Genomic DNA, 13,516 nt, shown 5'->3' with positions numbered 1-13,516 from the left:
ACTCCCACGCGTAGCTGTGCCAGATTTGCGTTCGATGACGTTAAGCGGAGATTATACTTCCTGCCCATGAAAAGAGGAAGATTTTACGACGGCGGGCGCAAAGCTCCTGTTGGCGCAAAGAAGACGTCGCTGATGAACGCTCCTGGCGCAAAGCAGACGCCGTTAAACCCAGAGATCGCCCTCAGACCAGCGACCGCCTCGCCACCTCGATCACCGTCCGCGTCAGGCCCGCAAGCCGGTCTGCGGCGAGCCGGCTGATCTGCCAGTAGAGGACGACATCGAGAGGCGTGTCCGGAATCAACTCGACGAGGCGACCGGCCTTGATGTGGGCCTCGGTCAGCTGGATCGGGTTCATGCCCCAGCCCATGCCGAGCAGGGCGGCATCGAGAAAGCCCTGTGTGGCCGGCAGCCAGTGGGTCGGCACGTTGACGTCGGTCTTGAGCGTGCGGCGGATCCATTGCGCCTGCAGGCGGTCCTTCTGGTTGAAGGTGAAGGAAGGTGCGCGGGCTAGTGCTTCCGGGGTGACGCCGTCGGGGAAATAGCGGCGCACGAATTCGGGGCTGGCGGCGGCGTGGTAGCGCAGCGCGCCGAGCGAGTAGCGGCGGCAGCCGGCGACCGGCTTTTCCATGCTGGTGACGGCGGCGATGACGCGGCCGCGCTCCAGCCACTCGGCGGTGTGATCCTGATCCTCGATGGAGATGTTGAGCAGGTAGTTCGAGCTTTTCGAGAATTCGGCCATCGCCTCCAGAAACCAGGCGCCGAGGCTGTCGGCGCTGGTGGCGATCTGCAGCGTGACGCGCTGTTCGGGATTGTCGCGGTCGCTCAGCGCCGGCAGGTGCTCCAGCAATTCGCTTTCCAGCATGCCGACATTTTCCATGTGGCGGCAGAGCCAGTCGCCCTTTTCCGTTGCCGTGCACGGCGTTCCGCGCACCACGAGGGCAGCACCCACGCGCTCTTCCAGCTGCTTGATGCGCTGGGAGACGGCAGAGGGCGTGACGTTCAGGATGGCCGCGGCCCTTTCGAAGCTGCCGGTCTGGACCACGGCAAGCAGGACACGAAGGGCAGGATAATCGATCATGGGTAAGCTGCGCTTAATTGACGTAAGGATGATTAATTAGCCTAATCCGATCGATCGGTCTACGGAGCGTTGCAACAACGCGACGGAACCCTCTGATATCATGGACATCTCGACCTATTTCACCGGCATGGTGGCCGGCCTCAGCCTGATCGTGGCGATCGGCGCGCAGAATGCCTTCATCCTGCGCCAGGGCTTGCGCAACGAATATGTCTTTGCCGTCTGCCTTGCCTGCGCGCTTTCGGATGCGATCCTGATCGTCATCGGCGTCACCAGCCTGGCGCAGGTGGTGAAGCTCATGCCCTTTCTCGATCCGGTCATGCGTTATGGCGGGGCGGCGTTCCTCATCTGGTATGGGGCGAAAAGCCTCTATTCGGCGGCCTGGTCTTCGGGCGCGCTGCAGGTTGCAAACGGGGCAGGGGCAAGCTTCGGCAAGACCATGGCCATGTGCCTGGCGCTGACCTGGCTCAATCCGCATGTCTATCTCGATACGGTGATCCTGCTCGGCACGATCTCGACGCGTTTTGCCGGCCATCAGGCCGCCTTTGCCGCGGGGGCGGCGAGCAGCTCCTTCCTGTTCTTCTTTTCTCTGGGATATGGTGCGGCCTGGCTTCGTCCCATCTTTTCACGGCCGGTTTCCTGGCGCATTCTCGAAACCATCATCGCTTGCGTGATGTGGCTGATCGCGTTCAAGCTCCTGAACGGCATGTGACGGCCGCATACGCGCCAATCACGACCTTGGGAAACCAGAATGACCGTCGATCCGCATCACCTTGCCCTTGTCTTCACCGCCTATATCATCGCCGCAGCCAGCCCCGGTCCCAGCAATATGCGCATCATGGGTGTCGCCATGCATCAGGGGCGCCAGTCGGCGCTGATGATTGCCGCGGGCGTCGTCAGCGGCTCGCTCTTCTGGGGCTCGATGGCGGCAACAGGGGTTTCGGCCGTTCTGGCGCAATATGCGCAGGCGCTCGTTGTTCTGAAGATAGCCGGCGGGCTCTACCTCATGTTCCTCGCCTACAGGGCCGGCAAATCCGCCATGACCTCGGATGAGAAGCAGAGCAGGCCGCTCGATGCCATCAGGCCGGCCTCGGGCTTCAGCCTCTATCGCCGCGGCCTGCTGATGCACCTGACCAACCCGAAGGCGCTGCTCGGCTGGATCGCGACCATGACGCTTGGTCTCGGCCCGGGCGCGACGCCGGCGACCGTCGCCGTCATCCTTGCGGGCTGCGCCATTCTCAGCATCACCATCTTCTGCGGTTATGCGCTGGTCTTCTCCACCGCGCCGATGATCCGCATGTATCGCCATGCGCGGCGCTGGATCGAGGGCACGCTGGCGCTCGTCTTCGGCGCCGCCGGCATGAAGCTCTTGCTGTCACGCGCGTAAGAAGGAAGTTCCCGATGCCGCTTTTCCATGGCCTTTCCGCCTTTCCGATCACGCCGGCAGATGCCTCTGGCATTGTCGATACCGGCGCGCTCGCCACGTTGCTCGGCCGCATTGAGGCCGCGGGCGCAGATTCCATCGGGTTGCTCGGCAGCACCGGCGCCTATGCCTTCCTGTCCCGCCAGGAGCGGCGCCGGGCGGTGGAAGCGGCCATGTCTGCCGTTGGCGGCAAGATCCCTGTTATCGTCGGTGTCGGCGCGCTCCGGACGGATGAGGCGCAGGCGCTCGCCAGGGATGCGCGGGAGCTTGGGGCGGATGGCCTGCTGCTCGCGCCGGTCTCCTATACGCCACTCACCGACGACGAGGTCTACGAGCATTTTGCTGCTGTCGCCGATGCCGGGCAGCTGCCGCTCTGCATCTACAACAATCCGGGCACGACGAAATTCACCTTCAGCGCCGAGCTGATCGCCCGGCTTGCCAGGCTTGGCACCGTCAAGGCGGTGAAGATGCCGCTGCCGGCCAATGGCGATATTGCAGGCGAGATCAAAAGTCTCCGTGCGGTGACGCCGGATGGTTTCGCGCTCGGCTATAGCGGCGACTGGATTGCGGCGGATGCGCTGCTTGCAGGCGCCGATGGCTGGTACAGCGTGGTTGCGGGCCTGCTGCCCGCCGAGGCGCTGAAGCTGACGAGGGCCGCGCAGGCTGGTGACACCACGGAGGCGGGGCGCATCAACGATGCCTTCACGCCGCTGTGGGCGCTGTTCAAGGAATTCGGCAGTTTCCGTGTCATGTATACGATTGCCGATCTCATCGGCCTCGGCCGGTTTTCGCCGCCGCGTCCGGTGCTCGGCCTTGCCGAGGCCGCACGCGGGCGGGTGCGTGAGGCGCTTGACAGCCTCGGTGCCGCAGTCGGCCGGTAGAGCAGTTCCGCTGCCGGAATGCTCCGGCCAGCGGGAGTGGTTTCCAAGACGCGGAGTGATAGCCACGGGCCGGGCCGCGGCTATGCCCGCAGGATCTTCTCCATCGCCTTTCCCCTGGCGAGCTCATCGACCAGCTTGTCCAGGTAGCGGATCTCCCGCATGGTCGGCTCCTCGATCTCTTCGACGCGCACGCCGCAGACGACGCCAGATATCAGCGACCGGGACGGGTTCATCGCCGGCGCCTGCGCAAAGAAATCCTCGAAGCTGGTTTTCTGCGTCAGCTGATCGTTCAGGCTCTGCGGGCTGTGCCCCGTCAGCCAGCAGATGATCTCATCGACCTCGGCTTTGGTGCGGCCCTTCTTTTCGGCCTTGGCGACATAGTGAGGGTAAACGCTTGCGACGCTGACCGAATAGATACGATGCTTCGTCATGCCTCCTCCCTGACGGTGCGGATCTCGCGACGGCGCTGACAGCTTTCCCGTTGCGCGATCTTCTCAGACGCCATGATAGACGAGGCGCGTGAACAATTCAGGGGTGACAAGGAACTGCCCCCATTTTGCATCGAATTCGGCTGTCGGCTTTGCGGCAAGGACCTCGTCGATCGGCTTTCCGGCGGTTTTCAGTTTGGAGACGTTCCCGCGGATCTCGACCAGCATCGTCCTGTATTCGGTGAGTTCCGATTTGTTGCTGACGGGATGGCCGTGACCGGGGATGACGATGGTATCGTTGGAGACATTGGCCAGGATGTCCTCGACCGACTTGATCATTCCGTCGATCCCGCCACCGGTCGAATAGTCGATGAACGGATAGATGCCGTACCAGTAGAGGTCTCCGGCATGGACGATGTTTGCTTCGCCGAAGGTGACGGAGATGTCGCCATCGGTGTGAGCATTCGGATGATGCTTCAGCATCAGGGTGGATTTGTCGAGCTTGAGGGACATCTCGTCGCCGACGGTTTCCGAAGGCACGGCGGCGAGCGGCGGTCGCGGGAATTCGTAATCCCAGTCTTCGACCCTCACGACCGACATCAGGTGTTTGCAGGTGTTTTCATGCGCCAGAATGGCCGCGCCCTCGGCGTTCAGCCATGCGTTTCCATCGGTATGATCGAAATGCCAGTGCGTGTTGATGAGATGAGTGATCGGCTGTTTGCCAAGTCGGGCGAGGGCCTCGAGTACCCGCGGCCGGGACGCGGTGATGCCGCCATCGATGAGAACCTTTCCGTCTGCGCCGGTCAGGACGGCGATGTTTCCGCCCGATCCTTCGAGGATCGATACGCCAGCCCTTGCCTTATGGACCTTGATCGGCTCCTTGGCGGCGGAGTCGCGGATTATATCGACGATGCCCTGAGCCTTCGCGAATACCTGTTTCGGGCTGAGCCAACCTCCGGATGCGGCGAATGTCGAGGCGGCCACGCAGCAGAGACAAAATCCGCGACGGGAAAGTCTGAAATCCTGGGTCACTTGGCAGGTCCTTTCCGGAATGGCGGCGGGGCTCCAGAGTCAGACTGAAGCCGCTTCCCCGCCTTGGTTGATGATTTCGGGATGTGTGGAGCCCATGCCGTAGAGCAGGCGATTGCGCAGTTTGCACGTGCTGTTTTTCTTGATCAGTTTGATAGACGAAAAAGCGATGCCGGCGATGGGAACGATCTGGTCGTCATCGTCGCGTCCGGGAGCCGCAGACAGCCCATCAGATCGTTGTTCCCCTCGCATGACAGACCCCGGACGGAAGCTTTCAATGCAGTCGCGGGAATGTACAATATCAGAAAATTGCACGCAATCATCCGTGCCGCCCTTCACGGATACCGTTCTTCGGGTTGGCGGAACCCATGGCCGCTGCGGTGATCCAGGCCGATATCGATCACCCTCGAATTTCGGTCGAGCCGGATCTTTATACGCCGGCCGCCACAAATCGCAGATGGAGATGACTCTTTTTGCCTCGTTGGAACGTCGTTGTTGCGACCGTCGTCGAACGGTCTGACCCGACCCGAATGAGGATGAGAGATGGATCTGGATGGAAAGCGAATTGTTGTTGTCGGCGGCAGCCGTGGTTTGGGGAGGGGGCTTGCCGAGGCATTCGTGGCGCGCGCGGCCGACGTCACCGTGGTCGCCCGGAACGTGACGGCCATGCAGGAGGCGGGCGAACAACCGGCCTTCACGGCCCTGTCGGCTGATGCAACCGATGTCGATGCGGCATGGCGCATCATGGAAGAGAGGCGACCCGATCTCGTCATCATGAATGCCGGTGCGGAACCGCCCATGGAGCGGATCGACCGGATCGGCTGGGAGGCATTCACCGCCAACTGGAACGTGGACGTCAAGGCCGCGCTGCACTGGGTACAGGCTGCCCTGACCCTGCCGATGGCGCCGGGCGGGCTTGTCGTGCTGGTTTCCAGCGGAGCCGCCGTGCAGGGCTCGCCGCTGTCTGGCGGTTATGCGGGCGCCAAGCGCGCGCAGTGGTTCATTGCGAAATATGCCGAGGGCCTGTCGACGCAGCTCGGCCTGGGCTTGCGCTTTCGGGTCATCGTTCCCCGGCAGATGTTTGCCGGAACCGGTGTCGGCGATACCGGCATCGGTGCCTATGCCGCGGCGGCGGGTCGGACATTTGCCGAGCAGGCGGCCACCTGGCCGGACATGACGCCACGGGCTTTTGGCGATATGGTCGCCGACCTGATCGGCAGGACTGATCTCGCCGAGGCGATGGTCTACGCGGTGCGCGGAGATACGGGAGTGACGGTCATCGAATGACGGAAGACGCTGCCCTCAAGGATGAAGAGAGGAAAACTCTGCTGGCAGCACTCGCGAGCGAAGCGGATGTGCTTCGCCCCGAGCTGCATCGCTATGCGGCGCGTCTGGTAGGGTCTGTCATCGACGGCGAGGATGTGATCCAGGAGGCGTTTGCCAGGGCATTTGCGACGGCGGGCTCGATCCCGCCGGACACGCCGCTGCGCCCCTGGCTGTTTCGCGTCGTCCATAACAAGGCGATCGATACCCTGCGCCAGCGCAATACACGCCGGGCGGAGCCCCTCGAGACGGCCTTCGATCTCGCCGATATCAGCGCCGTCGGCCCCGAGGATGCGCTGATCCGGCAGGACACAGTGCTGATAGCGCTTGGCCATTTTGCAGAATTGCCGGTGCCGCAGCGCAGCGCGGTCATCCTCAAGGACGTGCTCGGAGAGTCGCTTGCGGATATCGCAGCGCTGCTCGAATTGAGTGTCGATGCCGTCAAGGCGCATCTGTCGCGCGGCCGGGCGAGTTTGCGCGCCGTCTCCGACATGCGGCGCGAGGTCGCGCCACCGCCCAGTCCGGAGGCCCTGAACTTTGCAGCGCTGTTCAACGCCCGGGATTGGGACGCCTTGCGCCGCCTGCTGGCCGACGATGTCCGGCTGCGTCAGGCGCGTCGGCCGGAAATCTCCGGTGCCGCCGATGTCGGCCGGTTCTTCACCTATTATGCCGAATATCCGCCGGTCAGGATCGAGCCGGCCTGGCTGGAAGGCCGGGAAATATTGCTGGTATCGGCCGAAGCGTCCGATGGTCCTTCCTATTTCATGCTGCTCGAATGGCGGGGGCAGAAGATAAGCCTGATCCGCGACCATCGCTATGCGACCTATGTCATCGAGGGTGCTGACGTCATGCCGGCAGCATAGTGGTGGGCCGGAGTGATCGAGCGCTTTGCGGCGGTCGCCATGCCCCTGCCTATAGTGATGTGACGAGCGTTTCCGGCTTCAGATCATATGACCGCTGAACCAGGCCGGCACGCGTGCCGAGACCATCGGTTGTCGTCCGGGTCCATACCTGCTGCGATTGCTCGCGAACGCCGTCTGCAAGTTCCGGCGCAACGATGTTGCGGAAGAGCTGCGATTTGCCCGTGATCACGTCGGCGATGGCGTTGAATACGGTCGACGGCTCGAACTGTTCGAAGGGGAAGGCCAGCTTCTCGTAGTTGAACACGCGCTCGTCCGGGTCGTCGTTCCAGCTCTTCGGGGCCAGGAATCCGGCATCGTTGAAACCGGTGAGATAGGGGCCGGGGTTGATGACAGCCACCTCCACGCCGAATTCCTGAAGCTCCGTGGCCATTGTCTCTGCTATGGCCTCGAGAGCGTGCTTCGAGGCACCATAGGCGCCGACGAACGGGCCTGAGAGGATGCCGACGACCGACGACATGAAGATGATCCTGCCGCTGCGCCGCGCGACCATCTTTCGCGCTATCCCTTGGGTGAGCTGCACCGGGCCGAAGACATTGACCTCGAACTGTCGCTGCATGTTTTCTGCGGGGATGTCGATGATGGCGCCGCCTTCGATAATGCCGGCGCCGTTGACAAGCACGTCGATGTCCCATGACGCGGCGCGCCTGCGATCGCCTTCATTGTCGACGTCGAGTTTCTCGATGCGCAGGGCGAGGCCCTGGTTCCTTGCCTGAATCTCCAGTGCGCGGAGCTGCGGATAGTTCTCGACGCAGGCGATCACCTCGTGACCGCGCCGCGCGAGCTCGATGGCCGCACCGTTGTTAAGGCCGCTGCCGGCACCTGTGATCATGATGGTGGTCATGGCTGGTCTCCCGCAATGGATCAGTTGCCCGAGAGGGCCTTGGCGGCCATTTGGGCCACATCCCTCGTCCTGCTCGCCGTTGCCGCCGCTGGCGCCAACCGCGCCCACGATCTCTCCATCGATGCTAACAGGCACGCCGCCGGGAAAAATGATGGCGCGGCCGTCGAGGCCATTGGCAATGCCGTAAAAGTCTCCGTGGGGCTGGGCAATCGTGGCGATGAAGCTCGTCGCGAGGCGGGTGGAGATGGCGGTGTAGGCCTTGTTATAGGCCAGCGCGACGCTCGAAAGCGAGGCGCCATCCATGCGCGCCTGCGCGATGACAGTTCCGCCGACATCGACAACGCAAAGCGTGCTGGGCGAGCGGATCTCGGACGCGCGGGCGATGCCGGCCCTGATGATTTGGTCCGCCTCGGCGAGACCGAGGCTCTTGAGCGTGATCATGGTCTTCTCCTGTCGATATCGATTGGAATGGATGGTGAGTTGATGCCTATCCCGGCTGTTGGGCCGCTACGCGTCGCAACGCTTCTTCGTAGTCGCGCGGCCTGCTCGCTCCCGAAATGCGGTATTTCTGCTGAAGGATGAGTGTCGGCACGGAGCGGATGCCGCGGCTATGCCAATCCGCTTCAGCGCATCGGACCTTGTTGGCGTAAGCGCCCGATGTGAGGATCTCGCGGGCGGCCGAAGGATCGAGCCCCACCACCTGCGCCGCATTGGCAAGGACATCGAGATTGGACACATCTGCACCATAGGTGAAGTGCGCTGCAAAAAGTACGAGCTCGAGACCGATCTGGCGCTTCTCAAGTTCGGCCCAATGAACCAGCCGGTGTGCGTCGAACGTGTTGTAGAGACGCCGACTGTCGATCGACGCCATATCGAAGCCGACCTCGGCCGCTCTCGCACGGATGGTTTGACGATTGCGCGCGGCCTCCGCTGCCGACAGGGCATATTTCCGCGCGACATAGGCAGTGCTGTCTTCACCGCCTTCCGGCATGGCGGGGGCGAGCTCGAAGGGCTGAAATGAGATCTTCACCTCTATCGAATCCTGCACGCGTTTCAGCGCTGCAAGCAGACTGTGCAGGCCGATCGCGCACCAGGGGCAGACGATATCGGAGATAAACTCCACCTCGACCGATCGCTTCAATGAGATCATGGACCCTCCAGGCATGTCGCCTTTCCCTGGCCGTCGGCCACGCGGATGTCCCGTGACAGCAACTCTTTGGCCACTGACAGACAAGATCGGGGAGCGGGGGCGAATATTCCCAAGCCATCGAAGAAAGATCGCAACCAACTGAAAACAAGAGGGGATTTTTACAATCCTGCTGGCTGTCCATCGAAGCGAATGGCCGCGAGCTCTACTCGGCGTAAAGCTGGCTGCTGGATAGTGGCACGTAAAAACGAGGCAGCGGTCGCAATTTCTCTGGGGCTGCGCGGGCGATTGCCGACGAGTGGGTGTAAGCTGACGCACAATTGAGCACAGGAGGTAGCGTCAATGCCGCGTTTTCTTGCCGTTTACACCATGAAACCCGAAGACTTTGCATCCTTCCGAAAGCTGACCAAAGCCGAGCAGGATGCGATCGATACCGTTGGCGTTGCACAGTGGGCGGCGTGGGAGGAAAAAAACGCTGCGTCCATCCTCGATCGAGGTGGCATGGTCGGCAAGACGACACGCATAACCAGGGACGGTATCGCCAAAGCCTTCAATCCACTCTGCGGCTATCTCGTGGTGGAGGCGGAAACGGCTGATGATGCCGCACGATTGTTCGAAGACCATCCGCACATCACCGTGTTTCCCGGTGACGGCGTGGATATCATGCCCTTCGTAACCTGAGCGCTTGCGGGCGAGCATCACCCATTTGCAGTCATCTCTCGAGCGGGCGAAGGCGGGCGACGTTTGCTTCCGTCTCGAAAACAGAGGAAATCACATGCAGATAGCCGCGCTACCGGAACCGCCATACTATATGGTCAGCTTCACCTCGCAGCGAACAAACGTCGACGATGGATATGGCGAGATCGGTTACGCAATGACCGAACTTGCGAGCCAGCAACCGGGGTATCTTGGCTTCGAAAGCGCGCGCGGGGCAGATGGCTTTGGAATACTGGTCTCTTTCTGGAAGGACGAAGATAGTATCCGCGCATGGAAAGCCCTCGTCGACCATGCCGAAGCACAACGAAGAGGCCGCGAAGAGTGGTACTCGAAATACGAAATTCGCGTCGCTCTCGTGCAGCGCGCCTACGGATTTGACGGCGGGGGCCGACAGATGGCGAGTGCCACATAAAGGAAGCGGTTCGGCTTTTCCCGGACCTCTTGATCCGGTCACGGCCGTCTATTCACCTACCTGTTTCCAGCAGACACCAAGCTTGACCGCGCTCGTGAAACCTTTCGATTGGTAATCCGTTTTCGCTCACATGGCCGAAACAAAACTGAAATCGAAATCGGTCGACGGCGCCGAAGCTGATGGCGTCGAGGAGACGCGCCAGGGGAAGGCATCGACCGAAGAGGTCGCGCCGCCGCCAGATGTTATCGAACCCGATCCGGGGCTCAGCCCGGAGGAGGCCGAGGAGGCGCGCAAGAAATATCTGCTGAAGCGGTTCTGGATCAGCGCGCGCGGCTATTGGAGCCGCAAGGGCGATGGTTTCGCCTGGCCATGTTCCATCGGGCTGCTGATCATGATCGGCGCCAATGTCGGCTTCCAGTATGGGATCAACAGGTGGAACCGCGGCATATTCGATGCCATCGAGCGGCACGATGCGGGTACCGTCTATTATCTGAGCGCGATCTTCCTGCCGCTCGTGGCCGGCAGTGTCATTCTCGTGACGTCACAGGTCTATGTCCGCATGATGATCCAGCGGCACTGGCGCCGGTGGCTTGCAACCTCGCTGATCGCACGCTGGCTGGCGAACGGGCGCTACTATCAGCTGAACCTCATCGGCGGCGATCACAAGAATCCGGAGGCGCGCATTTCCGAGGATCTGCGGATCGCCACGGAATCGCCCGTCGATTTTGTCGCCGGCGTCATCTCGGCCTTTCTCTCGGCCTCGACCTTCATCGTGGTTCTCTGGACGATCGGCGGCGCGCTGACGCTGCCGGTCGGCGGGATGTCGATCACCATTCCCGGCTTCCTCGTGGTCACGGCGGTGCTCTATGCCGCAATCACCTCGACGACGATTGCCGTCATCGGCCGGCGTTTCGTTCGGGTTTCGGAGGTCAAGAACCAGGTGGAAGCCGAGTTTCGCTATACGCTGACGCATGTGCGCGAAAACGGTGAAAGCATCGCGCTTCTCGGCGGCGAGGAGGAAGAGCGCAACGACCTCAACAAGACCTTCGACAATGTTCTCCATCAGTGGGCGCAGCTTGCGCACCAGTATATGCGCACGACCTTCGTATCGCACGGATCGATGCTGATTGCGCCTGTCGTGCCGGTGCTGCTCTGCGCGCCGAAATTCCTCGAAGGCAGCATGTCGCTCGGCGAGGTGATGCAGGCGGCATCGGCCTTCGCGATCGTCCAGACCGCCTTCGGATGGCTTGTCGACAACTATCCGCGACTTGCCGACTGGAACGCCTGCGCACGGCGCGTCGCCTCGCTGATGATGTCTCTCGATGGCCTGGAACGGGCTGAACAGAGTGATGCGCTCGGGCGCATCCAGCATGGCGAGACCGGGAGCGAGGCGATGCTGAGCCTCAATGATCTGGCTGTGTCGCTGGACGATGGAACCGCCGTGGTTACGGAAACCCGGGTCGAGATCGAGCCGGGCGAGCGGGTGCTGGTTGCCGGCGAATCCGGCTCGGGCAAGAGTACGCTCGTGCGCGCCATTTCAGGTCTCTGGCCATGGGGCCACGGCAGCGTCGATTTCCATGCCGACAGGCGGTTGTTCATGCTGCCGCAACGGCCCTACATCCCCTCCGGCACGCTGCGCCGGGCCGTCGCCTATCCCAATGCCGCCGACGCCTGGTCGCTGGACGAAATCAAGAGCGCGCTCGACAAGGTGGGGCTCGGTTACCTCAACGAGAAGCTCGGGGAAGAGGCGCCGTGGGACCAGATCCTGTCGGGCGGCGAAAAGCAGCGGCTCGCCTTCGCGCGCCTGCTGCTGCACAACCCCGATATCATCGTGCTCGACGAAGCGACCTCGGCGCTCGACGAGAAGAGCCAGGACAAGATGATGGAGATGGTGATCCGGGAACTTCCAAAGGTCACCATCCTCAGCGTGGCGCACCGGGCCGAACTCGAAGTCTACCACAGCCGCAAGATCACGCTGGAACGGCGCAAAGGCGGCGCCAAACTTGTCAGCGATATCGATCTCGTCCCGCGCAAGAGGAAGCGGAACATGCTGTCGCGCTTCCTGGACAGTCCGCGCTCCCTGGCGAAAGGCGGAACGCGCTCGGACAAGACGGCGCTGACGGACAGCAGGAAGTAGAGACCCGTCCGCAGCCTTCCGTCAGCCTTGCGCCAGTTTCACAACCTATTGGTATGTGCGTGCTCAACGCGCGGTTTTAATCAGGCAATATTGAAGGTCGATTTCATGACAGCTCCAGTTACCGGAAACCCATTGTCGCAAATGCTCAACAATGCTTTCACGAAGCTTGATCGGGACGGTGACAACAAGCTGAATGCAGATGAGTTCGCGGATTTCAATCAGGTCCTGATGCCCGGACTGAAGCTCGATGACAACGGCAAGCCGACGGTCGACATGCAGGCCCGCATGGATCACAACGGCGACGGATTTGTCGATCGCGACGAGATGAATACGACGGGCGTGCTGATGCCTGCGGACATGTGCGATCCGAGTCTCGGCTCCATTATCAACTACCTTCACCTGAAGGGTGACGACGCAGCGCTCCGGGCAATGACGATGCTCGAGAGCGACACGCAGGACGATTCCTGACGGCGGTCGCTATTCGAAGATTTTGCTGCCGAAGAGGGCCGGCGCTAGCGCGGACGGGCGACGGCTGACAGGAAGTCCTGCGTGTTTGACAGGATGGTGTCGCCCATGAAGCGAAGGGATTCGACGGATCGTCTGGCGGCGTCCGCGTCCCCAGATCCGCATGCGTCTTCGATCAGGATCGGGACGATACCAAGGTCGGCGGCGTGGCGGCAGGTCGGCTCTATGCCGATCTCCATTGCAATTCCGCAGATTGCCAGTGCCGAAAGGCCGGCATCGCGCATGGCGATTGCGAGCGGCGTTCCCTCGAAAGCCGACATGCCCAGCTTGTCGAACACGAAATCCTGTTCCTGCGGATAGAGTTCCGGAATGATCCGAACCGCCTCGCTGTCCCTCAGAAACCAGGGTTTCACGGCCTCGGGGTCATCTGTGCGCTGCCATGCCATTGCCATGCGCGTCGCAAACGACCCCATCCACGGCCTCGGCAGGGAAAGGTGGCGGCAGAAGGCAATTCTCATCCCGGCGCGTCTTGCGGCAGCGACGATCTCGGCGATGCGGTGGCCCGTTTCTTCCGCGCCGGGCACCTGCCGGGCAATGCCGATCTGCATATCGTAGACCAGCAATGCGGTTCGATCGGGAGAAAGCCAGTCTGCAAGTGTCGTGGGTATCGTCATCGGCGCATTCCCTGACAATGGTGACCGCCCTTAGTTAGGGC

16 protein-coding genes are annotated in these 13,516 nt (G+C 62.0%); 9 read left to right on the top strand and 7 right to left on the bottom strand.

Translation table 11 applies throughout. The features are described 5' to 3' along the window. Positions 1–181 precede the first annotated feature (181 nt). Complete coding sequence (locus FHT93_RS04220) at positions 182–1,078, bottom strand: LysR family transcriptional regulator ArgP (RefSeq protein ID WP_183846247.1); 897 nt, start codon at positions 1,076–1,078, stop codon at positions 182–184. A 100-nt stretch (positions 1,079–1,178) separates the two neighbouring features. On the opposite strand from FHT93_RS04220, the gene FHT93_RS04215 reads away from it, so the two are divergent. The 3 genes from FHT93_RS04215 to FHT93_RS04205 are packed head-to-tail and all read left to right on the top strand — an operon-like array spanning position 1,179 to position 3,379. After that, on the top strand, positions 1,179–1,787 hold the full coding sequence (locus tag FHT93_RS04215) for a LysE/ArgO family amino acid transporter (RefSeq protein WP_183846245.1): 609 nt from the start codon (positions 1,179–1,181) through the stop codon (positions 1,785–1,787). A gap of 39 nt (positions 1,788–1,826) precedes the next feature. Next, the gene (locus FHT93_RS04210) at positions 1,827–2,462 is read left to right on the top strand and encodes a LysE family translocator (protein ID WP_183846243.1); all 636 of its coding nucleotides are present in this window, start codon (positions 1,827–1,829) and stop codon (positions 2,460–2,462) included. A 14-nt stretch (positions 2,463–2,476) separates the two neighbouring features. Further along, a complete protein-coding gene (locus FHT93_RS04205; RefSeq protein ID WP_113145653.1) occupies positions 2,477–3,379 on the top strand; it encodes a dihydrodipicolinate synthase family protein in 903 nt (300 codons plus the stop codon). A gap of 80 nt (positions 3,380–3,459) precedes the next feature. Here FHT93_RS04205 and FHT93_RS04200 read toward each other — a convergent pair whose 3' ends face one another. The 3 genes from FHT93_RS04200 to FHT93_RS04190 all read right to left on the bottom strand — a co-directional run bounded on the left by FHT93_RS04200 (position 3,460) and on the right by FHT93_RS04190 (position 5,175). Further along, positions 3,460–3,810, bottom strand: coding sequence for a DUF2200 domain-containing protein (locus tag FHT93_RS04200; RefSeq protein ID WP_183846241.1), 351 nt, complete (start codon positions 3,808–3,810; stop codon positions 3,460–3,462). Positions 3,811–3,873: 63 nt separating this feature from the next. Further along, on the bottom strand, positions 3,874–4,839 hold the full coding sequence (locus FHT93_RS04195) for an MBL fold metallo-hydrolase (RefSeq protein ID WP_348649757.1): 966 nt from the start codon (positions 4,837–4,839) through the stop codon (positions 3,874–3,876). 39 nt (positions 4,840–4,878) lie between these two features. Beyond that, a complete protein-coding gene (locus tag FHT93_RS04190) occupies positions 4,879–5,175 on the bottom strand; it encodes a hypothetical protein (protein ID WP_183846239.1) in 297 nt (98 codons plus the stop codon). Between the two features lie 204 nt (positions 5,176–5,379). Between FHT93_RS04190 and FHT93_RS04185 the strand changes: the two genes are divergently transcribed. Together FHT93_RS04185 and FHT93_RS04180 are read left to right on the top strand one after the other, a co-directional pair. Continuing rightward, on the top strand, positions 5,380–6,123 hold the full coding sequence (locus tag FHT93_RS04185; protein WP_183846237.1) for an SDR family NAD(P)-dependent oxidoreductase: 744 nt from the start codon (positions 5,380–5,382) through the stop codon (positions 6,121–6,123). Then, the gene (locus FHT93_RS04180; protein WP_183846235.1) at positions 6,120–7,022 is read left to right on the top strand and encodes a sigma-70 family RNA polymerase sigma factor; all 903 of its coding nucleotides are present in this window, start codon (positions 6,120–6,122) and stop codon (positions 7,020–7,022) included. The genes FHT93_RS04185 and FHT93_RS04180 overlap by 4 nt, the downstream gene beginning before the upstream one ends. A 49-nt stretch (positions 7,023–7,071) precedes the next feature. Here FHT93_RS04180 and FHT93_RS04175 read toward each other — a convergent pair whose 3' ends face one another. Together FHT93_RS04175 and FHT93_RS04170 are read right to left on the bottom strand one after the other, a co-directional pair. After that, positions 7,072–8,364 carry an SDR family oxidoreductase gene (locus FHT93_RS04175; protein WP_183846233.1) on the bottom strand — a complete coding sequence of 431 codons (1,293 nt, stop codon included), beginning with the start codon at positions 8,362–8,364 and terminating at the stop codon, positions 7,072–7,074. A gap of 46 nt (positions 8,365–8,410) precedes the next feature. Continuing rightward, a complete protein-coding gene (locus FHT93_RS04170) occupies positions 8,411–9,073 on the bottom strand; it encodes a DsbA family oxidoreductase (RefSeq protein ID WP_210299180.1) in 663 nt (220 codons plus the stop codon). A 339-nt stretch (positions 9,074–9,412) separates the two neighbouring features. On the opposite strand from FHT93_RS04170, the gene FHT93_RS04165 reads away from it, so the two are divergent. The 4 genes from FHT93_RS04165 (at position 9,413) to FHT93_RS04150 (ending at position 12,804) form a co-directional block, all read left to right on the top strand. Further along, complete coding sequence (locus FHT93_RS04165) at positions 9,413–9,751, top strand: hypothetical protein (protein WP_113203162.1); 339 nt, start codon at positions 9,413–9,415, stop codon at positions 9,749–9,751. A 94-nt stretch (positions 9,752–9,845) separates the two neighbouring features. Further along, a complete protein-coding gene (locus tag FHT93_RS04160; RefSeq protein ID WP_113016008.1) occupies positions 9,846–10,199 on the top strand; it encodes an antibiotic biosynthesis monooxygenase in 354 nt (117 codons plus the stop codon). Positions 10,200–10,329: 130 nt separating this feature from the next. Next, positions 10,330–12,336 carry an ABC transporter ATP-binding protein/permease gene (locus FHT93_RS04155; protein ID WP_183846231.1) on the top strand — a complete coding sequence of 669 codons (2,007 nt, stop codon included), beginning with the start codon at positions 10,330–10,332 and terminating at the stop codon, positions 12,334–12,336. 105 nt (positions 12,337–12,441) lie between these two features. Then, positions 12,442–12,804 carry a hypothetical protein gene (locus FHT93_RS04150; protein WP_112546703.1) on the top strand — a complete coding sequence of 121 codons (363 nt, stop codon included), beginning with the start codon at positions 12,442–12,444 and terminating at the stop codon, positions 12,802–12,804. A gap of 44 nt (positions 12,805–12,848) precedes the next feature. Here FHT93_RS04150 and FHT93_RS04145 read toward each other — a convergent pair whose 3' ends face one another. Continuing rightward, complete coding sequence (locus tag FHT93_RS04145) at positions 12,849–13,475, bottom strand: cysteine hydrolase (protein WP_113211541.1); 627 nt, start codon at positions 13,473–13,475, stop codon at positions 12,849–12,851. Positions 13,476–13,516 lie beyond the last annotated feature (41 nt).

The organism is Rhizobium sp. BK379 (genome assembly GCF_014193955.1).
Lineage (GTDB): Bacteria > Pseudomonadota > Alphaproteobacteria > Rhizobiales > Rhizobiaceae > Rhizobium.
This window is presented reverse-complemented; position numbering and strand designations above follow the sequence as displayed.